This window comes from Petrotoga sp. HWHPT.55.6.3, assembly GCF_002895495.1.
GTDB classification, from domain to species: Bacteria; Thermotogota; Thermotogae; order Petrotogales; family Petrotogaceae; genus Petrotoga; species Petrotoga mobilis.
In genome coordinates, this window is sequence record NZ_AZRJ01000006.1 from 61987 (window position 1) to 82754 (window position 20768).

Below are 20768 nucleotides of genomic sequence, written 5' to 3' on the forward strand. Positions count from 1 at the left end.
CGCTATATATATAATTATGATTCCGAGGTGAATATTGTGAAAGAGAAAAAGAGAAATCCAAATCCCACTATTAAAGACGTAGCACGACTCGCCAACGTTGGAATAGCAACAGTTTCAAGGGTATTAAATAATTCCGAAAAGGTAAGCGAAAAGACAAAAGAGAAAGTTCTAGAAATCATAGAAGAGTTGGGATATTCTCCCAACATTAACGCTAGAACATTATCTTCAAAAAATATAAATTCTCTTTCTTTTGTAACACCAGACATGGGAAACGAATTTTATGGAATCATGTATTCTCTACTTGAAAAGAAAATTTCTCGAAATAATTATAGGTTGATTGTTTTTCCCCTCATAGATCAGATATCTCTGGAAAAGATTAAGCAAAATACTGATCTAATTTATCAAACCGATGGTGTGTTTATCTCTTCTCTTTCCGTTTCAAGTATTTTTCATAACAGAATTCCCCCTAAGAAAATAATATTGATCGATTCATATGATGAGAGATTCGATTCTGTTTACGTTGATAATTATCAAGTCGGGAAAACAGCCGCTCAATATCTCATAAATAATTCACCTGCAAATAGTACTTTCTATTTAGTTACTTTTAAGGAGCTCAACAATGAATTTACCTCTTTCGTCTTCAAAAAAAGAGACGAAGGTTTTTTAGAAGTTATGGAAGAGAACAATAAAAAGGTAAAGATTATATATAGCGATTTATTGTGGGATGGGGGGTATAAAGCGATTGGAACCCTTATAAAAAGGCGCCCCAGAAAATATTCATCCATTTTTGCAACATGTGACATGATTGGAGTAGGTGTCAAAAAATACTTGGAAGAAATGAATATGTATCCAAAAAAGGATTATTCATTGATAGCTGTTGACAATCTTCCTATTAGTAGGCTATTTCAATTAACAACGATTAGACAACCGATTAGCGAAATGGTCGAAATTGCTTATGAGATGTTCGTCTCTTCCATGGAAGGAAGAGAAAAAGCTGAACATTACAAATTGGAAGCCAAAATAGTAGAAAGAGAAACATAGAAGATATTATTATTTTTTTCTATATTGTGGAAACCTTTTCACTATATCACAACTTCAAAAGGAGGTCGGTATTTATGAGGAAAGTAGGTTACTTTTTGCTAGTATTCTTCTTAATTTCTTTGTTGTTAGGTTGTTCCGCGCAAGCAGATCAAGCCACACAAACTCAAGCTTTGCCTGAAGAGGTTGAAAGTACAAATCCTAACAATTTTGTAAGCCTTTCTGAAGGGAAAACCGCTGCTAACTTTGACGCACAGACCGTTTTGATCGTACACTATCACAGACCTGATGGTGATTATGAACCTTGGAATCTTTGGATTTGGCCAAGTAAACCTGTTTCCAAAGAAGGCGCTAGATATTTATTTGAAGGTGAGGATAGTTTTGGTAAGTATGCGATTGTCAAATTTGAGGAAAAACATGAGGAGTTGGGGTTCATTGTAAGAACAGATAGTTGGGAAAAAGATATTTCAATGGATAGATTCGTGAGTATACCTGAAAGCGGAGTTGCTGAAATATGGGTCTTATCTGGAGTAGAGAATTACTATACCGATCCTAAAAACCTTGACTTAAGTCCCCGAGTAAATGCAGCTATCATGGATTCTTTCGATGAAATAAAGGTTAGTCTAACGGTACCCTTTGATACAAAAGAGTGGGAAGGAAAAGTCCACTTTTATCAGGTCGATGGTTCTGATCCTATTGCCATGGATGTATCAGATGTTTATAAAACCGATCCCACCGATATTTCTGTTACCTCAAATATTACAATAAAACTAGCTAATCCAATATCTTCCCAGGATGTGGATAAATTGTATAAAATAGATATAGAAGGATATGTATCAGAAAATTATGTGATTATGCGTAATATTTTAGATGAGGAAGTTTTTCATTACTATGGGAACGATTTAGGAGCGGTTTATTCTCCAGCTAAAACAGATTTTAAAGTATGGTCCCCAGTATCCTCAGAAGCAAAGGTACTACTTTTCCATGATTATTTGGATGAAGAACCATATAAAGAAATTCCCATGTCAAAAAACGATAACGGAGTTTGGCATGCCACTATGAACGGTGATTTAAAAGGGCAATATTATCTATATGAGTTCGTATCTTATGGCGAAACAAGAAGAACAATAGATATTTATTCCACAGCTCTTGCCGTCAATTCCGCGAAATCAGCTATTATAGATTTGAATGATACAGACCCAGTAGGTTGGAATAACGATACAAGACCTGTTCTTAAAAATCTTGAAGATGCAATTGTTTATGAAATTCATGTAAAAGATTTTACAATAGATGAAAGCTCTGGAGTTCCAGAAGAGTACAGGGGTAAATATCTTGGATTGACTGTAGACAATACACAATCCCCCACAGGTGTGAAAACAGGATTATCACACCTAAAGGAACTTGGAGTTACTCACGTTCACATTATGCCTATTCAAGATGCTGGTTCTTTAGATGAAACTAAATTCGATGAGCAATACGGTTGGGGATACGATCCCTTAGTGTACAATGTTCCAGAAGGTATTTATTCGACAGATCCATACGATCCATTAAAGAGAATAAATGAAGTGAAAACCGTAGTCAAAACTTTTCACGAAAACGGTATAAGGGTTGTGATGGATGTTGTGTACAACCATACATACCAAGTCGGAAAGAATTCACCTTTCGATCAAACAGTTCCTTACTTCTATTACCGTACTGATCAATCTGGGAAATATACAAATGGATCTGGAGTGGGGAACGAAGTAGCCACGGAAAGGTTCATGGTGAGAAAATACATAGTAGATAGTTTAAAGTATTGGGTCGATGAGTATCATGTTGATGGATTCAGATTCGATTTATTAGGTTTATTTGACAAAGAAACGGTAAAAACAATATCAGAAGAATTACATGCCCTACTACCAGACGTACTTTTGTATGGAGAACCATGGACTGGTGGCGGTCAAATAACGTTTGGCAAAGGAGACCAAAAAGGTTTAGAGGTAGCTGTATTCAACGATGATGTTAGAGACGCTATTAGGGGAAGCGTATTTGAACCTGAGGTCAAAGGTTTTGGATTAGGGGCTGCAGGACAACAAACAAAGATAAAAAGAGGTGTTGTCGGATCTATTGAATACGACAGCACAATAAGATCATGGGCACAAGACCCACAAGAAACTATGAACTACGTTTCCAACCATGATAACCATACCTTATGGGATAAAAATGCACTTGCTCTCGGTGTAAAACCGTGGGAAGAAGAGTTAGACCCACAAACTTTAGAAACCTTAAAAGCCTCTCAAAAATTCTCCAATGCAATGATCTTAACGATGCAGGGTGTACCCTTCTTACACGGTGGGGTGGATTTTGCAAGGACTAAGAACGGTAATCATAACCCATACAATGTTTTAGAACCAAACGTATACGACTGGAACAGGAAAAGCGAATTTTACGATATATTTGAGTATTACCAAGGTATGATAGAATTAAGAAAAGCTCATCCTGCTTTTAGAATGACCAATAGTGAAGATATAATAGCTCACATTGAATTTTTCGAACTACCTAAAGAATATAGAAAAACCGTTGCTTTTATCATAAAAGATAATGCAAACAACGATCCATGGAAAAATATTGTGGTTGTCTACAATGCAGAACCAGAATCTTCTGTTCAAATCACACTACCTGAAGGCGAATGGAATTTAGTTGTAAATGAAAACACAGCTGGTACCGAAACACTGAATGTAGTGGAAGGAACAATCGAAGTGTCACCTTTATCCGCTTACGTTTTATATCAAAACTAATAAACTTTAGAAAATCAAAGGGGCGAATTTTTTCGCCCTTTTTTAATTCTTACAAATTGATAAAATGAATCGTTGATATCTAAGGTCATATATGTTAAAATATCAATAGATTTATTAATTTAGATTTAATTAAGGGGGTGTTCATGTGGCATCAGGCTTTTTCCAAAAACAGGTTATGATGAGAAGAGTACTGTACTCACTGATACCTGTCTACGCTTTTGCTTTTTACATGTACGGATGGAGATTGATTTTTCTATCTATATTTGTTTATGGTTTTGGGATTTTGACAGAGTACATTATGGAAAAAAGACAAAAACGTCAAGTTAGCGAAGCTGTATTAGTCACCAGTACTTTATTCGTCTTATCCCTTCCTCCTGCAACGCCTTGGTGGATCGCCAGTATTGGGATTATTTTTGGTGTTTTATTTGCAAAAGAAGTTTATGGGGGTTTTGGAAGAAATATTTTTAATCCAGCCATTGCTGGTAGACTTTTTATTTACATAACCTTTCCAAATATTATGACCCAATCATGGCTTCAACCGGGAAATTTTGGGAGAGCGACATCTGATATCTTAACCTCAGCAACACCTCTACAAGTTTTAGCAAATGGTGAAAGTTTCGGCTTGTTTGAATTATTTTTTGGACTCAGATCAGGTTCAATGGGAGAAGGTCCTATATTTCTAATACTTATCGCTGCAATTTATCTCATCGCCACAAAAACCGCTAGTTGGAAAATTATGTTATCCACATTCTTGAGTGCTTCTATATTGACAGGCCTTTTTTCTTTAATAGGCGTACAGGAAGCCTCCTATCCTTTAGAATTCTTACTTTCTGGAAGCTTTATGTTTGTGACCGTTTTTATGGCAACAGATCCTGTAACTGCACCAAAAAATGAAACTTCTAAATGGTTTTATGGCATTATAATAGGAGTTACGGCTGTACTTATTAGAACGTTTTCTCTTTTCCCTGAAGGTACGAGTTTTGGAGTGTTAATGGGTAACACCTTTGCTGCTTTGTTGGATACAGCTTTTACTAGAAAGAAGGTGAAAGCATGAAAAGGGAAGGTAGAGTTTATACCATTATATTCACATTTATTATTTCTTTTGTGTTTGTTTTCGTTTTGGCAGTAGCAAATGAACTAACAAAAGATACGGTAGCAAGGAATCAAGAATTGTTCCAAATTAAAGCAATATTATCTGCAATGGGTATATCTTATGAAAGTGATGAAGAAGCCTTTCAAAAATACAACTCTATGGTTTCAACTGAATCTATTAATGGCTCTCAACTATACACTGCCGAAGTAAACGGACAAAATGTCTATGCTACCATCTTCACTGGTAGTGGACTATGGGGCACTATCACGGGTGTCTTAGCTGTGAACGAAGATGTTTCTAGAATTGTTGGCATTGATTTTATATCTCAAAACGAAACACCTGGATTGGGAGGAAGGATAGAAGAAGATTGGTTCAAAAGGCAGTTTTCCGGTCTTAAAATTATAGACAGTCAAATAAGAGTAGTAACTGGGCAAGGTTCCGGGGACTACGACTACGAAAACGGACAAGTTGATGCAATAACCGGTGCCACAAGAACTTCTGAGTCTATTGAAAGAATTGTAAACGATACGATTTCAAATTTAAAAGATATTCTGGGGGTGAATAGTTAATGGCTCAGAAAAGTTGGATAGAAATTGCTAAAGATAATTTATGGTATAACAATCCTGTATTCATCCAAATACTCGGAATATGTTCCACATTAGCGGTAACTAACACTTTAATAAACACATCCATTATGACTCTGGGAGTCGTTTTTGTGACAGGCTTATCGGCGTTGACGGTTTCTTTGTTAAAATCTTTCATTCCTAGGAAAGTCAGAATGATAGCCCAAACTTTGATAATATCTTTTTATGTTATAATTGTTGATATCGTTCTACGGGCTTATGTACCTGATGTCAGTAGAGCCTTGGGACCTTACGTAGGTTTGATCATAACTAATTGTATAATAATGGGAAGAACAGAAGCTTTTGCTCAATCTAACCCTCCATTACTTTCTCTGTGGGATGGTTTAACTAGTGGAATAGGGTATATGTATGTTCTTTTGATGGTTGCATTTGTGAGGGAGTTATTGGGCTTTGGAACAGTTTTTGGATTTCAAATATTACCAGATAACTTTGTAAATTGGACTATAATGGTTATGCCTCCAAGTGCCTTCTTTATGTTAGCTATTTTTATATGGATATTAAAAGGTTACATGTTTAGAAAGGAGGTTAAAAAATAATGTCCCCTGACGTAGGTTTGATATCTTTATTCTTTGCTTCTATTTTTACAAGCAACATACTTCTTGCAAATTTTTTAGGAATGTGTTCCTTTATATCGGTTTCAAAGGATTTCACTTCTTCTAATGGGTTGGGTCTTGCAGTAACCTTTGTTATGACTATAACTACCGCAATTAATTGGCTTGTATACCATTATTTGTTGATTCCTTTCGGTTTAGAATATCTTAGATACATAGTGTTCATAATAGTTATTGCCGCAATAGTTCAGATATCAGAAATGGTTATAGAGAGGATGTCAACTAATTTGTACATGAGCTTAGGTATTTTTCTTCCATTGATCACTGTTAATTGTGCTATACTGGGTGTAGCTCTTTTTATGCAGATTAGAAATTATAATTTCCTTCAATCAGTTATATTTGGACTTGGTTCAGGCTTAGGTTGGTGGTTAGCAATCATATCACTAGCCGCAATAAGAAAAAAGGTTGATAAATCTCCCGTACCGGGACCGTTAAAAGGACCTGGAATTACCTTAATCACGATTGGACTTATGGCGATGGCTTTTATGGGATTTTCCGGTATGCTAAACGTACAGTGAGGTGATTGATGTGAACGCAATTTTAGTTGCTTCATTTATAATAGGTGGATTGAGTGCGGTTTTAGCTGCTATGATTGTGGTTGTTGATAGCGTAGTTAACAATTATGGTGAAGTTAAGATCGATATCAATAATGGAAAAAAGGAGTTAAAGGTAAATGGAGGCGCTCCACTACTTACTACTCTTTCCGAGCAAGGCATCTTTATCCCTTCAGCATGTGGTGGTAGGGGAAGTTGTGGGGCATGCAAGGTAAAAGTTTTATCAGATATAGGTCCAATTTTACCCACGGAAGCGCCACTTTTAGACGAGGAAGAAATGAAACAAAATATAAGATTATCATGTCAAGTGAAAGTAAAATCTGACATAGCGATAGAAATTCCAGAAGAGTTATTTTCTGCAAAAATTTTTAAAGGTGTGGTTGAAAAAATAAATGATTTGACATATGATATAAAAGAAGTTAAAATTAAACTTGTCGAGCCCAATGAAATTGAGTTTAAAGCTGGACAGTATATGCAATTGGTTATACCTCCCTACGAGAAAATAAACGAATATACACAAAGGGCATATTCCATTGCATCGTCGCCAAGTCAAAAAGATTCCATAGAATTTTTTATCAGACTTGTTCCAGGTGGAATTGCGACAACTTATGTTCACAAATATCTAAAAGAAAATGATCAAATGGAATTGGTTGGTCCTTTCGGTGAATTTTATATGAGAGATACGGATGCAGATATGATATGTGTTGCAGGAGGTTCAGGGTTAGCTCCGATAAAATCTATCGTTGCAGATATGTTCGAAAGGGAAATAACCAACAGAAACGTCTGGTTGTTTTTCGGGGCAAGAAGCTTGAAAGATCTTTATTATCTGGATTTCTTTCAAGACATGGAAAAGAAATGGGACAGATTCCATTTTGTTCCTGCACTTTCAGAACCACAACCTGAAGATAATTGGAAAGGAGAAACGGGACTTATAACAGATGTATTGGGAAAATATTTTAAAGAAAAAATGGACCAAAATACCCAAAAGGAAGGATATTTATGTGGAAGCCCCGGTATGATAAATGCCTGTGTTAAAGTAATGACAGCGAACGGCATATCCGAGGATAAAATATATTATGACAAGTTCGCGTAATTAAAAGGAGGTGTTTTTCCTCAATGAAAATGACTGAAGATTTAAAGAAAGCCTATGAAAACATGAAGCCCGGAGTTATAACCGCTGATGGATTTTTAGGTGATGATGAAAGACTTTTGGTTGACATAATTGAAAGTGATGAAGAAAAAATTAGGGCTTTAAACATAAATTTACAAGATGACCTTAAAAAGATTAGATACCTTTTTGAAAAAGGGAAAGAAACCTTTGAAGAACCTGTAACCGTTGACAATAAATGGCTTATAAAAGTGGATGAAGCTAGAGGACATTTACCTTGTCCCTTTGAAGACGGTATTTTTAGGAAAGTTAATTTAAGAATTAAAAATTTAGATAACAAAGAAGAACTTCTTATCACAGAATTATCGCTTCACTTGATAGAAAAACATCATTTTTTCCAAGGTAAGGGGTCACCATTCAGGGTAGACCCTGAAAAACTCAAAAAAGTCTTAGAAGGATAAAAAGGAGGAATTAAAGAAGCATGCCTATCAATTTAAGAGGAAGAAGCCTTTTAACGTTGAAAGATTTCACACCCGAAGAGGTGAAGTATCTTTTAGATCTTTCAAAAGATCTAAAAGCCAAAAAGAGAATGGGTATTAAAGGCGATTTATTAAAAGGTAAGAACATAGTTTTGCTATTTGAAAAAACATCAACTAGAACAAGATGCGCCTTCGAAGTAGCTGCCTTCGATGAAAGGGCAAACGTTACATTTCTAACTAACAGTCAAATGGGTAAGAAAGAGTCAATAGAAGATACGGCAAGAGTTTTAGGAAGATTTTACGATGGCATAGAATTTAGAGGCTTCAAGCAAGAAACGGTAGAAATTTTAGCAAAATATTCAGGTGTTCCCGTGTGGAATGGTCTTACAGATGAAGATCACCCTACCCAAGTTTTGGCAGATTTCCTAACGATTATGGAAAACTTTGAAAAACCTCTTAATAAGATCAAGTTTGTGTACGTTGGTGATGGAAGAAACAATATGGCAAACGCACTCATGATTGGTGCCTCTAAAATGGGCATGGATTTTGTAATTATTTCTCCAAAAGAACTTTTTCCAAGTAAAGAACTGATAAGTGAAATGGAAATGACAGCTGGTGAAAACGGTGGAAAAATTACCATCACAGACAAACTTGATGCCGTTGCTAATGCAGATGTAATTTATACTGATGTCTGGATTTCTATGGGAGAAGAAAGTAAAGTTGAAGAGAGGATCAAATTACTTAAACCTTACCAAGTAAATATGGAATTGATAAAAAAGGCTAACAATCCTGAAGTTATTTTCCTACATTGTTTGCCTTCTTTTCACGACACAAAAACCGATATGGGATACGATGTTTATCAGAAATACGGCATTACAGAAATGGAAGTTACGGATGAAGTGTTTCAAAGTAAGTACTCAAAAGTTTTTGACCAAGCAGAAAATAGAATGCATACCATAAAAGCGGTTATGGTAGCAACGTTGGTAGGTTGATAGGAATGACTGAAAAACTTGCAATTGTAGCAATAGGAGGAAATGCCTTATCCCAACCAAAAGAATCTCCAACCGCTGAAAATATGCTAAAAAACTTAGAGAACACGGCAAAATGCCTAGTTGAGCTAGTAAAAAAAAATTATAAAATAGTTATAACTCACGGAAATGGCCCTCAAGTAGGAAACATTCTAGTTCAACAAGATATAGCCAAAGAGGTTATTCCTCCATTTCCTTTAGATGTTAACGGAGCTATGACTCAGGGATATATAGGATACATGATTTCCCAAATGTTAAAAAATGTTTTAACAGCAGAACATATTGAAAAAGATGTTTCAAGTATCGTTACCCAAGTACTTGTTGATAAGAATGATCCAGCCTTTAACAACCCTTCAAAACCTATTGGACCCTTTTACACCGAAGAAGAAGCTAACACTTTCATTAAAGAAAAAGGTTGGAGCATGGTAGAAGACGCCGGAAGAGGTTGGCGAAGAGTAGTACCTTCTCCAGAACCGTTAGAGATTGTAGAGATAAGAGCTATTAAACAATTGGTAAAGGACAACAATATAACCATAGCAGCGGGTGGTGGGGGTATCCCAGTAGTAAAAGAAGAGAACAAATTAAAAGGCGTGGAAGGTGTTATAGACAAGGATAGAGCCTCTGCTTTGTTAGCTATAGAATTGGACGCCGATGAGTTCATAATTCTAACCGCTGTAGAAAAGGTATTTATAAATTTCAATAAACCCAATCAACAAGCTATATCTTCAATGACTGTGAACCAAGCAATACAATATATGAAAGAAGGGCATTTCTCAAAAGGGAGTATGTTGCCGAAGATAGAGGCATGCACAAATTTTGTTCTCAAGACTGGAAGATCAGCTTTAATTACAGATTTAACGAAATTGGTTGATGCTTTGGAAGGAAAAACGGGAACTATTATTACTAAATAAGGGGGGATTAGCCCCCTTTTTTGTTAATTGAATTTTTTTGTCTTCATCGCTTGACTTATTCTACTTTCTTTGTTTTTGAGGGACATCTTAGAAGCAACTGAATTGTACAAAAGTTCCACCATGAACATTTCTCCGATTCTGCTAACGGTAAATTCGCTTTCTTGAGGCATTTCAGCTGAGGTATATAAAACTAGATTAACTATTTTTGATAAAGGTGAGTTAACCCCTGCAGTCATGCCTATGGTGAAAGCACCAGCTTCCTTGGCTACTTGGGCGGATTTATAAGTATCTCTGATAACTCCAGAATGACTGATAGCAATTACTACGTCATCTTTTTCAAGATTGGAAGCAACGATAACTTGCATATGTGGATCAGAATATGCAGTGGAGGCAAATCCTAAGGCAGCAAACTTCAAAGAAGCATCTAAAGCAATAGGAAAAGATCTTCCTACCGCATAGAATAGTAGTTTTTTACTGTTCATAATTATTTCGGAGGCATGAGTAATTTTATCTCTATCCACTTGCCTTAGAATATCGGTCAAGGCGTTTACAGTCCTATTGTAAATCATATCAAAAAGATCTTTTGACTCTTTTGAGTCAAGTGTAGGGGTGCTCAATTCCCTTGCCAATTCCAACTTAAATTTTTGATATCCCGAGTAACCAACCTTTTTTAAAACTCTGTATATAGTAGTTTCACTAGTTCCGGCCCAATTGGATAATTCTGTGATGCTGTAGTGTATTACATCGCCAGGCCTTTCGATTATATACTGAGCTGCCTTCTTTTCTTTATTAGTTAAAGAATTGTATATCCCTTTGATTTTGGAAGTTACCAACTTCCTCACCTCTTATCGACTATAACTTTTCTATCAATTCGTCTTTTTTATTAGCAAACAGATTTATTTGATCTTTGATAACTTTTTCAGCTTCTACTTCGTTCATATCTTTTGTCAATTCAGCGAAATCAGCTACTCTCCCAAAATAGAGAGGTACTAAGGATTCCACCAACTTTTTGTCTTTGTTTTTTGAATACTCTATTAATGCATTGAATAAGATATCCACCCAGATTTGAAGTGGTACTTTCTTCTTTTCCATTATGAATCCTAAATGATCATTTGCCAATCTTTTGGATTCTTCGTTTTTTAAACCTTCTAAAAGTTGCATTTTCAAATTTTCTATGTTGATGTTGATAGGTTCAACAGCAACTTGGGGTATTTCACCATATATTGGGGCTTCTTCAATAGAATCGATATCTTTCCATTTGGAAGCGCTATCTACAATAATATCGAATAAGGTCCCAACTACCTGCTTAAACATAGGGGATAGATCAGCTCCTGGATCTTTAGGATCGTGAACTTTTGCACCTAAAGCAGCCTGATAAACCTTCTTGTTGGAGTTGAGTATGGCATTTATAGTCATCCAAATATCTATCCCAAACCTTGCAACCTCTGTTTTGGCAACACTTGAGGCAGCTTTCAAATAAACATCTATCATATTTTTACCTACTCCGAAATCTCCCCCTATTGGTTGCCTGATGGCTTGCCCAAATAAAGAAGAAACCAAAGGATAACATACTTGGTTTGTGATCGTACCGTCGTACTTGTGCCTCACATAATAAGGCGTAACATAATCGGAAAGTCCCTTCATTATAGGTCCAGTTAATCTTTCAATCCACCATGGTCGAACACTCTTTAAATCAGAATCTAAAAATACAATCGCTTCTGCGTCTAAGTTTTTAGCAAGTTCTATGACAGAAAGCATTGCACTTCCTTTACCTGGCAAACCAATATAATCGTAAGCGATTTTTGGGACGCTTTTTGTGTCTGTTTTCATAAAAACTTCTTTTGTTCCGTCTTTTGAACCCCCATCAGCGTTAACAATTAACCCATCTGAATCAAAATATTCAACTATACCTTCTGCAGCGGTTTTAGAAACAAAGGAAATCGTTTCAGCATTATTATAGCTGGGAATACCAACAACTACTTTTACCTTTTTTGGTAAATTTTGTAAAATTTTATCATCGAAAAATATTGACATTTCAACTTCCTCCCTTTTGTCACCTTTTCACTTTTATTCTTTGACTCCACCAGCAGTTAAACCTGCTGTTAGATATTTTTCTACGGTCATAAACAATACAATGACTGGAACGGCCGTCAATACTGAAGCTGCCATCATTTTAGCCCATACGGCATGTTCAGAAAAGAAAATCTCCCTCAAACCTACCGGCAGCGTATAAGCTGAAGGATAAGGCCTTATGAAGATAGAAGCAAACAGATACTCATTCCATCCTATCATAAAGGCATATATGAAAACTGTTATTATAGCCGGCATTGATAGAGGAATAATTATCCTAATAATAGTTCCAATTCTTGTACTACCATCAATTAAGGCGGCTTCTTCAATTGATTCAGGAATCGTTCTGAAATAATTACCAAGCATGTACATCGAAACAGGCAACGTCTGAATTATATATATTATATACAAAGCAAACATTGAGGTTCCTCCTGAATTAGTTAATCCTATTCTTACAAACAAATCATACAAAGGAACAGATAGTATCACTCCACCGACTAGGTATACCAGCAATACCCCTCTTTGTACAAGAGTTCTTCCCGGATACCAAACTCTGCTGAAAGAATATGCGCCAAATATACCAATTATTAAACTCGTTAAAGCACTTAATCCAGCCAATAACAAACTATTACCAAACCACCTTAAAAAAGGAAATGATTCACGCCTTCTTGATGATTGTATATTCTGAAGAACTTGCTCTCTTTGTTCTTCTGGAAGAGATTCTAATAATTTCATGAGTTGTTGCTCTTCTTCACTCATCTGTTGCCTAATTGACTCCTGAAATCCTAATAGTTGAGCATACTGTGTCAATGTTGGATTCTCAGGAATCAATCCCCGATCAAACGCGTCTGAATCATACCTGAAGGAAACCGAAACCATATATGCAAAAGGATAGGCAACAAATATTACAACTAAAGCTATAAAAAACCAAAATAAAAATGTTTTTATGAAAGATCTTTTTCTTACTACCATTTTAACACCTTCCTCACATAGATGGATATGAGCGCCATCATAACTACAAAGAGGACAGTTGCTATCGCCGCTGCAACTCCAAGTTCTGGCAAACCTGTGAAGGCTTTTTCATATAGGTATATAGGCAGAGTCCTAGCCTCTTTAGACAACAAATATACCTCTTCAAATTTGTAAAAATTCCATATTCCTCTCAAAAGAACTAAAGAGCCTATTACATAATATAATTCAGGTAAAGTTATATGATGGAATTTTTGCCAACCATTGGCACCATCAATATCAGCTGCCTCATAATAATCTTGAGGTATTGATTGTAACCGTGATAAAATCATCAAATAAATAAAAGGAAAATTCTTCCAAATACTATAAAATGAAACAACTATGAAGGCGTTATTTGGATCATTAACTAGGTCTTTTGTCACATCCATGATACCTAAATTACTTAAAAGTATTGTTAAAGGACCATTCAAAGGCATTAAAACATATTGCCATGCGAAAACAGTTGAAATAACCGGTGCAACATATGGAAACAGTATAAGGGCTCTGACTATACCTCTGCCGGGAAATTCTTTATTCATAAGCAAAGCAACCCCTAAACCAACTAAAATACTTCCAACGACAGTAATCAAAACATACAAAATAGTTATACCAAAGGAATTCCAAAAGGTAGGATCGGTTAACAGTTCTCTATAATTTTGAAAACCCACAAACTTATTTGGTGCTCCGGGTGTCAAAGATACTTCAAAAAAACTCAAGTAAATATTGTATAAAACTGGATACATAATAAAAAGACCTATTAAAATAACCGCAGGTGATACTAACTTCCATCCAAAGGTTGCTTCTTTCTTCTTTAAAGGAGATAAATCTCGAAATCGTTGCATATCTCTCTCCTCCCCATTTTTAGTAAAAAAGGGGAATAAAGCATTCCCCTTTCAATAGCTCAGACGCATTTAATCACTTAACAATCTTTCCGCTTCTTCTTGTGCCCATTGAGCGGTTTGCTGTGGTGTCCAATCGTTAGCGAACATCCTGTTTATTGCTCTACCAATTACAAAGTTACCAGACAGGATACTCATTTCTTCAATGATTTCTCCTTCCATGAACTCAAATCTTTCTACAGTATCTAAGGCAGAAATAATAGTAGTTATTTGATCTTTCCCATATCTTTCTAAAACAGGATTATCTAAAAATTCGTCCATCTGTGCTATAGAACTTCTGGTTGGATTCATTCCGCCAGGTGCCATGTGTAACCAGTAAATATAATTGCTGCCACTCATAAGAAATTTTACCCACTGTTCTGCCGCATTTTTATTTTCGGACGTGTTAAGTATACCCAATCCAACAACTTCTCCAAATGAAGACGGTCTTATGTTAACCATAAAATTTGCAAAACCTGTATTCTCAACAAGTTTAGGATCAAACTGTTCTACTCTTTGCTTTTGAACCTCTTCTACAGCAATGTCGTCCATAATATAGGTCGAGTAGAATACCATAGCGGCTTCATTGTTCAAATAACCATTCAATGCTTCTGGAACAGCAGTAAAACCAGGTCTGGAGTATTTGCCCAGTTCTTTATAAAATCTAAATGATTCGATCATCTCGGGAGTATTAAAAAGAATATTTCCGTCTTTATCAATTGGTCTTGCACCATTTGATAGAGCAATTTGTGAAAATACCTGTTCAGTATAAGCGTCAGCTTTCTTAGGCAATATTATACCGTAGAAACCATTAGCAGGATCGTTTAATGCTTTTGCAGCTGTAAGTATATTGTACCAAGATGTTGGAGCTCCTAGGTCTCTTTCTTCAAACAAATTCGCCTTATACCAAATCCCTTGAACCCAAGCATGGAAAGGTACACCATAATATCCTCCATCTGGTGCCTGCATCAATCTTGAAACACCGTCATAAACATCACCAAAATCTTCGATAATTTTTGCATTCAGTTCTGTATCCATAAAGCCCTGGCTCCCCAGCAAGAGTATAGGAGAGATACCGCCTTCTACAACGTCTGGTAAAGTTCCAGCTTGAACTGCTCTTGGAATCTGTTCTAAGATCTCATTTTCCTCAATAGGGACTAAGTTTACCTTTATACCAGTTTGTGCTTCAAAAATCTGTGCTAAGGCTCTTATCCTTTGTTGCCTATCTGTTTCTACCTGAGTGTGCCAAAACGTAATCGTTTGAGTGAACACCATCGCACTAACCAACACTGCTAAAATAACCACTGTAAGTTTCTTCACCATACACACCTCCTCCAATTTAGGTTCTTATTGTGAATAAAAAATTTTTTCAAAGATATAAGATAAAAAGAAAATTTTCGTTTTTATTATACAGAAAAAAATATGATTTTCAAAATCTGATTATTCGTGATTAGAATCGATTATAGGTAATTATTTGCGATTATAACCAAAAATCTTTGATTTTCTCATTATTGGATTTTGTTTGGGTTGGTCTACTAACTTTTGATATAATAAAAGAAACATCAACTATAATGACTGAAAAGACCCTTTTCCTTATGGGTGGGGAGCGTTTGCTGCATTGTGCAAACTATGTTTTTAAATGATTTTTTGCTGATTTATGCAAAGAAACTTTTGTTTGCAGACCTGTGCAAACAAAGATCTTTTAAAAAAGAGATTTTTTGTTTTTGGGGAGTTTGAGGGGGGTACCCCTCAATGTCCGGGTTTACCCCTTAACGATCGGCGCTAAAACAAGTTTTAGATCTTCTTCTAAAGAGAGTAAATCAAAAATTAAACGGAGGCGTTAATGTATGAACAAAATTATAAAACAACTAAAAGTCAACAACGTTGAAATTAAATTGGTATCTGGAGATATAACTATCGAAGAAACAGACGCTATTGTAAATGCTGCTAATTCGCATTTGCAACATGGTGGTGGAGTGGCTGGAGCAATATCCAGAAAAGGAGGACCAGGTATTCAAAAAGAATCGAACGAATATATCCAAAAATACGGTAAAGTCGAAACGGGAAATGTTGCAGTTACATCTGGAGGAAAGTTAAAATGTAAATACATAATCCATGCAGTTGGACCTATTTGGAGAGGGGGCAGTCAACAAAAAGAAAAGTTATTGTATGATGCAGTTTTCAATGCTTTGAAAAAAGCAGAAGAATTAAAATTGAATTCAATAGCCTTACCTGCCATAAGTGCAGGTATATACGGTTATCCAATAGAAAAAGCGGTTCTCGTTTACAAAAAAGCAGTCTATGATTTTATTAATTCCAATCCACAATTTGTAAAAGAAATCAGATTTGTAATATATGACGAAGCCCATTTAGATTATTTTTTGAAAGAATTTTGAGAGTATGAGTTTTCTAACAACGGTACACTATTATTATTCTCTACGAAAAAATCTTAATTATTCAAGAAAAAAAATAATAGCATTAAGAGAAAAGAAATTTAGAAAGCTATTAAAGTACGCGTATAAAAAAATACCGTTTTATAAAGATTTTTATACTTCTAACGGGATAAAAGAAAGCATGCTGGAAGAAATCCCCATATACGAATTACCAACGATCAATAAAAATCTTATGGTTGCTAATTTTGATAAGTTCTTTAAAGATAACCAAATTACTAAAAACAAAGTTGAAGATTTTTTAAAAAATAACCCGAATCCAACTTCTTTGCTTTTTAACAAGTATCATGTGATACACAGTTCTGGATCAACAGGCACGGTAGGATACTATTTGTATAGTGAAAAAGAGTGGGATTTCATCAAAGCCATTTCAACAAGAATGTTTTCAAACTTTAGCCTCAAAAGAAAGAAATATGCATTTATAGGTGCAGTTGATGGACATTATGCTGCCATAAGCTTGTTCCTCTCTCCACTAAATCAACCTGAAGAGTTTTTCTATAAAGGTTATATGGTAATGGATATAAACAAACCTATCAAATCCTACTTAAAAGACCTAAACGATTTTCAACCTGATAATCTCACAGGGTATCCCTTTGGTATAAGATCTTTGGCACAGTTTCAAAATGAAGGGATTTTGAATATTCACCCAGAAGTGATAGTTTGTGGTGGAGAGCCTTTATTAAAAAATGTAAAACAGTTTTTAAAAGATGTTTGGAAAGATACTGAAATAGTAGATAGTTATGCAACATCTGAGTCTTTGGCGATGGGTGTTTCTAGGGAAGATTTAAAAGGTATGTACATATACGATGATGCGGTTTATCTTGAAATTCAAGAGGATAAAACAATTTTGACGAACTTGTACAATTACACTCAACCTATAATAAGGTATGAATTAACAGATATCCTTAAAAAATCAAAAGATAACGAAGGGAAATGGCCCTTTACAAAGATCGAACAAATTACGGGAAGAAACGAGTTAATTCCTTTTTTTATTAACGAAAACGGTGAAAAAGATTTCATTCACCCCATAGTAATTGCTGAATTTTTTGTTAAAGGCGTGGCTAAGTTTCAATTTGTTCAAAAAGATCAATCATCTTTTGTCTTTAAAATAGTCGTTTCAAAAAAAGAGCGTTTAGATGAAATTGTAGAAGAAGTTAGAAACAAACTTAACGATATTTTAGAAAAGAAAAAAATGCAAAACGTCAATTTTGATGTAAAAATCGTGGAAGATATCAAGCCAGATGAAAAAACCGGAAAATATAAATTAATTGTAATTTAGTAAAAAATCAAAAGAAAAGAAGGTGCTTCACATGGCAAATTTATACTTAATAGACGGCTCAGGAATTGCATATAGAGCCTTTTTTGCGCTAGGAGACTGGATGAGCACTTCGGATGGTTTGCCGACAAACGCCATTTATGGTGTAGCTAGAATGCTTCTAAAGTTACTCAAAGAATACGTTAAAAAAGGTGAAGATTCAATAATATTTGTTATGGACAAAAAAACCACCACATATAGACATGAATTATTAGAAAGTTATAAAGCCCAGAGACCCGAAACACCCGAAAAATATATACAACAGATCCCATACATATACGAAATGGTTGAAAAATTAGGCATAAAATTAGTTGCCATGGATAATTACGAAGCCGACGATGTTATAGCCACGATAGTGTCCAAAAAGAAAAGAAACTACGATAATGTTTATATAATTACCTCGGATAAAGATATGATGCAACTTGTTAAGGATAACGTATATATCTTAAGACCAGAACAAGGAATAACAGAAATGGTGAAATACGATGCACAGCAAGTAGAAAAAAAGATGGGAGTCCCTCCAGAAAAAATTGCAGATTTACTAGCTTTAATGGGGGATAGTTCTGACAATATCCCAGGTGTAAAAGGTATTGGAATAAAAACAGCCCAAAAATTGCTGCAAGATTACGATAACATAGACGATCTTTATCAACATTTGGATGAGATTAAAGGTTCAACAAAAAACAAGCTAAAAAATGAAAAGGAAACCGCATATCTCAGTAAAAAACTAGTCCAATTGATGGTAGATGCACCAATAGAAGAAATATTTGAAGATGAAGAAATTATATATCAAGGATTCAGAAACGATCTACGAGATTTTCTCAAGAAATTAGATTTCAATTCAATATTAAAAGAGTTAGATATGCCTGATACAACTACTAACTCAACTAAAGTTACAGCAGAGACAAAAGCAGAAAAAAAAGATTATTCGACGAAAGGTAAGTATTACGAATACAACGCACAAGATTACAAAGAACTATTAAAAATCTTAGAGAAATACGAAATAATATCTTTTGACCTTGAAACTTCTTCTCTTGATCCATATCAAGCAGATATAGTTGGAATCGCTTTAAGCTGCAAACCATTTGAAGGATATTTTTTGTATCTGTACAAAGAAAAAGATAGGTGGGAAATAACAAAGGAGATAGTCGATCTTTTAAACACTAAGAAGATCATTGGCCAAAATTTAAAGTACGATATGACTGTTTTGAAAGTAAATGGAATTGAATTAAACAAAGTACATTTTGACAGTATGATAGCTGCTTATTTGTTAAATCCAGACAGCAGACGGTTCAATATGGATGATCTCGCAAAAGAATATTTGGATTATAAAACAATTAAATACAAAGAAGTGATGGGAAAAGATATCAAACTGTTAACCCTTGGAGACATCGATAAGAAAAGGGTTGTTGAGTACGCTGGAGAAGATGCTGATATTGCTTATCGATTATTTGAAGTATTAAAGCCTAAATTAGAAGAATTTGAACTATTTGAATTGTTTGAAAAAATCGAAATGTCAACTATAAATGTTTTATCAGAAATGGAAATGAACGGCGTGTATTTTGATTTAAAAGAACTACAAAAATTGGAAGAAGAATATAACAAAAAGCTAAACTCGTTAATGTATGAAATGAAAAAAATCGTCGGTTATGACTTCAATCCAAACTCCCCAAAACAAGTTGGAGAACTACTTTTTGAAAACTTAGGATTGAAGGGGAAAAGAAAAACTAAGAGCGGATCATATTCAACAGATGCAGATTCTTTAGAAGCCCTAAGAGATGAACATCCAATAATAGAAAAGCTCTTAGAATACAGAAAATACCAAAAACTTCTATCTACATACATAATCGCTATACCAAAACTAGTTAACAAAAAAACTGGAAGGGTTCACACATCTTTCAACCAAACTGGAACAGCTACCGGTAGATTAAGTAGCAGCGATCCCAATCTTCAAAATCTTCCCATACGAGAAGAAGATGGAGAAAGAATAAGAAGCACCGTTAAGGCACAAAAAGATGATTATGTACTACTGAGTGCTGATTATTCTCAAATTGAATTGAGGGTTTTAGCTCATCTAACTAACGATGAAACTTTAATAAATGCTTTTAACAATGGTGAAGACATACATGCTTTAACCGCATCTGCAATATTCGGTGTAAAAATCGACGATGTTGACTACAACATGAGAAGGGTAGGAAAAGTAGTTAATTTTTCCCTGGTGTATGGATCATCTCCGTATGGATTAGCCGAGAATTTAAAGATACCTGTCGAAGATGCAAAAGATTTCATGGAAAAATACTTTAAAACTTACCAAAAAGTCAAAGAATATCAAGAATCAAGTTTAAAGATTGCAACGCAAAAAGGCTACGTTGAAACCATATTTGGAAGGAAAAGATTTTTGAAAAACATAAAAACAGGCAAATCTGAGTTGAAACGAATAGTCATAAATACCCCTATCCAAGGTAGTGCTGCAGATATCATGAAATTGGCGATGATCAATTTATACAAAAAACTTCCAAAAGAAGCAAAATTGATACTTCAGGTGCACGATGAAGTTGTAATAGAATTACCTGAAAAAATCGTAGAAGAAACCAAAAAAATGGTTCAAGATTGTATGGAAAATGCGGTCAAATTGAATATACCTTTAAAAGTAGATATCAGTGTCGGAAAAAATTGGCAAAAATGATAATTATAATTATGTATAATTAAATTATTAAAATTTTTTCATTTTTTCAAGAAAATCTGATATAATCTAAATAACTATTTAAACATTCATAGATAAAAAGAAAGTGCAGAACACGGGT

Annotated in this window: 18 protein-coding genes; 13 read left to right on the top strand and 5 right to left on the bottom strand. The window is 34.9% G+C overall.

What is annotated here, in order from left to right:
- Positions 1-36: 36 nt before the first annotated feature.
- The 10 genes from X926_RS02020 to arcC all read left to right on the top strand — a co-directional run bounded on the left by X926_RS02020 (position 37) and on the right by arcC (position 10243).
- Entirely contained in the window at positions 37-1041 is a 1005-nt protein-coding gene (locus X926_RS02020; RefSeq protein WP_158245174.1) for a LacI family DNA-binding transcriptional regulator, read from the top strand.
- 74 nt (positions 1042-1115) lie between these two features.
- A complete protein-coding gene (gene pulA, locus X926_RS02025; RefSeq protein WP_103064789.1) occupies positions 1116-3815 on the top strand; it encodes a type I pullulanase in 2700 nt (899 codons plus the stop codon).
- Between the two features lie 175 nt (positions 3816-3990).
- A complete protein-coding gene (locus tag X926_RS02030; protein WP_103064851.1) occupies positions 3991-4869 on the top strand; it encodes an RnfABCDGE type electron transport complex subunit D in 879 nt (292 codons plus the stop codon).
- Positions 4866-5477, top strand: a complete 612-nt coding sequence (locus X926_RS02035) for an FMN-binding protein (protein WP_103064790.1) — start codon at positions 4866-4868, stop codon at positions 5475-5477. The genes X926_RS02030 and X926_RS02035 overlap by 4 nt, the downstream gene beginning before the upstream one ends.
- Entirely contained in the window at positions 5477-6088 is a 612-nt protein-coding gene (locus tag X926_RS02040) for an Rnf-Nqr domain containing protein (protein WP_103064791.1), read from the top strand. The genes X926_RS02035 and X926_RS02040 overlap by 1 nt, the downstream gene beginning before the upstream one ends.
- Complete coding sequence (locus X926_RS02045; RefSeq protein WP_012207921.1) at positions 6088-6681, top strand: NADH:ubiquinone reductase (Na(+)-transporting) subunit E; 594 nt, start codon at positions 6088-6090, stop codon at positions 6679-6681. Before X926_RS02040 ends, X926_RS02045 begins: the two co-directional genes overlap by 1 nt.
- A gap of 10 nt (positions 6682-6691) precedes the next feature.
- On the top strand, positions 6692-7810 hold the full coding sequence (locus tag X926_RS02050; RefSeq protein ID WP_012207922.1) for an NADH:ubiquinone reductase (Na(+)-transporting) subunit F: 1119 nt from the start codon (positions 6692-6694) through the stop codon (positions 7808-7810).
- A 23-nt stretch (positions 7811-7833) separates the two neighbouring features.
- The gene (locus X926_RS02055) at positions 7834-8286 is read left to right on the top strand and encodes a hypothetical protein (RefSeq protein ID WP_012207923.1); all 453 of its coding nucleotides are present in this window, start codon (positions 7834-7836) and stop codon (positions 8284-8286) included.
- Positions 8287-8306: 20 nt separating this feature from the next.
- A complete protein-coding gene (gene argF / locus X926_RS02060; protein ID WP_103064792.1) occupies positions 8307-9296 on the top strand; it encodes an ornithine carbamoyltransferase in 990 nt (329 codons plus the stop codon).
- 5 nt (positions 9297-9301) lie between these two features.
- Complete coding sequence (arcC, locus tag X926_RS02065; protein WP_103064793.1) at positions 9302-10243, top strand: carbamate kinase; 942 nt, start codon at positions 9302-9304, stop codon at positions 10241-10243.
- A 23-nt stretch (positions 10244-10266) separates the two neighbouring features.
- On the opposite strand, the gene X926_RS02070 is transcribed toward arcC, so the two are convergent.
- The 5 genes from X926_RS02070 to X926_RS02090 form a co-directional block, all read right to left on the bottom strand.
- Positions 10267-11076, bottom strand: coding sequence for a MurR/RpiR family transcriptional regulator (locus X926_RS02070; protein ID WP_103064794.1), 810 nt, complete (start codon positions 11074-11076; stop codon positions 10267-10269).
- 19 nt (positions 11077-11095) lie between these two features.
- The gene (locus X926_RS02075; RefSeq protein ID WP_103064795.1) at positions 11096-12277 is read right to left on the bottom strand and encodes a glycosyltransferase; all 1182 of its coding nucleotides are present in this window, start codon (positions 12275-12277) and stop codon (positions 11096-11098) included.
- A 33-nt stretch (positions 12278-12310) separates the two neighbouring features.
- Positions 12311-13285 (bottom strand): carbohydrate ABC transporter permease, encoded by a 975-nt coding sequence (locus X926_RS02080; protein WP_103064796.1) that lies wholly within the window; start codon positions 13283-13285, stop codon positions 12311-12313.
- A complete protein-coding gene (locus X926_RS02085) occupies positions 13279-14163 on the bottom strand; it encodes a carbohydrate ABC transporter permease (RefSeq protein WP_103064797.1) in 885 nt (294 codons plus the stop codon). Before X926_RS02085 ends, X926_RS02080 begins: the two co-directional genes overlap by 7 nt.
- 69 nt (positions 14164-14232) lie before the next feature.
- Positions 14233-15522 (bottom strand): ABC transporter substrate-binding protein, encoded by a 1290-nt coding sequence (locus tag X926_RS02090; RefSeq protein WP_012207930.1) that lies wholly within the window; start codon positions 15520-15522, stop codon positions 14233-14235.
- Positions 15523-16046: 524 nt separating this feature from the next.
- On the opposite strand from X926_RS02090, the gene X926_RS02095 reads away from it, so the two are divergent.
- From X926_RS02095 to polA, 3 genes are read left to right on the top strand one after another with little or no spacing between them, the layout of a single operon-like run.
- On the top strand, positions 16047-16595 hold the full coding sequence (locus X926_RS02095) for a macro domain-containing protein (protein WP_103064798.1): 549 nt from the start codon (positions 16047-16049) through the stop codon (positions 16593-16595).
- Between the two features lie 4 nt (positions 16596-16599).
- Positions 16600-17928, top strand: coding sequence for a phenylacetate--CoA ligase family protein (locus X926_RS02100; RefSeq protein WP_103064799.1), 1329 nt, complete (start codon positions 16600-16602; stop codon positions 17926-17928).
- Between the two features lie 31 nt (positions 17929-17959).
- Positions 17960-20650, top strand: a complete 2691-nt coding sequence (gene polA / locus X926_RS02105) for a DNA polymerase I (RefSeq protein WP_103064800.1) — start codon at positions 17960-17962, stop codon at positions 20648-20650.
- Positions 20651-20768 lie beyond the last annotated feature (118 nt).

Bases quoted from the DNA above. Each gene is read 5' to 3' on its own strand.
- X926_RS02090 (WP_012207930.1), bottom strand. From the start codon at position 15,522: ATGGTGAAGAAACTTACAGTGGTTATTTTAGCAGTGTTGGTTAGTGCG.
- polA (WP_103064800.1), top strand. From the start codon at position 17,960: ATGGCAAATTTATACTTAATAGACGGCTCAGGAATTGCATATAGAGCC.
- X926_RS02080 (WP_103064796.1), bottom strand. From the start codon at position 13,285: ATGGTAGTAAGAAAAAGATCTTTCATAAAAACATTTTTATTTTGGTTT.
- X926_RS02045 (WP_012207921.1), top strand. From the start codon at position 6,088: ATGTCCCCTGACGTAGGTTTGATATCTTTATTCTTTGCTTCTATTTTT.
- argF (WP_103064792.1), top strand. From the start codon at position 8,307: ATGCCTATCAATTTAAGAGGAAGAAGCCTTTTAACGTTGAAAGATTTC.
- X926_RS02100 (WP_103064799.1), top strand. From the start codon at position 16,600: ATGAGTTTTCTAACAACGGTACACTATTATTATTCTCTACGAAAAAAT.
- X926_RS02030 (WP_103064851.1), top strand. From the start codon at position 3,991: ATGATGAGAAGAGTACTGTACTCACTGATACCTGTCTACGCTTTTGCT.
- X926_RS02040 (WP_103064791.1), top strand. From the start codon at position 5,477: ATGGCTCAGAAAAGTTGGATAGAAATTGCTAAAGATAATTTATGGTAT.
- X926_RS02035 (WP_103064790.1), top strand. From the start codon at position 4,866: ATGAAAAGGGAAGGTAGAGTTTATACCATTATATTCACATTTATTATT.
- X926_RS02055 (WP_012207923.1), top strand. From the start codon at position 7,834: ATGAAAATGACTGAAGATTTAAAGAAAGCCTATGAAAACATGAAGCCC.
- pulA (WP_103064789.1), top strand. From the start codon at position 1,116: ATGAGGAAAGTAGGTTACTTTTTGCTAGTATTCTTCTTAATTTCTTTG.
- X926_RS02095 (WP_103064798.1), top strand. From the start codon at position 16,047: ATGAACAAAATTATAAAACAACTAAAAGTCAACAACGTTGAAATTAAA.
- arcC (WP_103064793.1), top strand. From the start codon at position 9,302: ATGACTGAAAAACTTGCAATTGTAGCAATAGGAGGAAATGCCTTATCC.
- X926_RS02075 (WP_103064795.1), bottom strand. From the start codon at position 12,277: ATGTCAATATTTTTCGATGATAAAATTTTACAAAATTTACCAAAAAAG.
- X926_RS02085 (WP_103064797.1), bottom strand. From the start codon at position 14,163: ATGCAACGATTTCGAGATTTATCTCCTTTAAAGAAGAAAGAAGCAACC.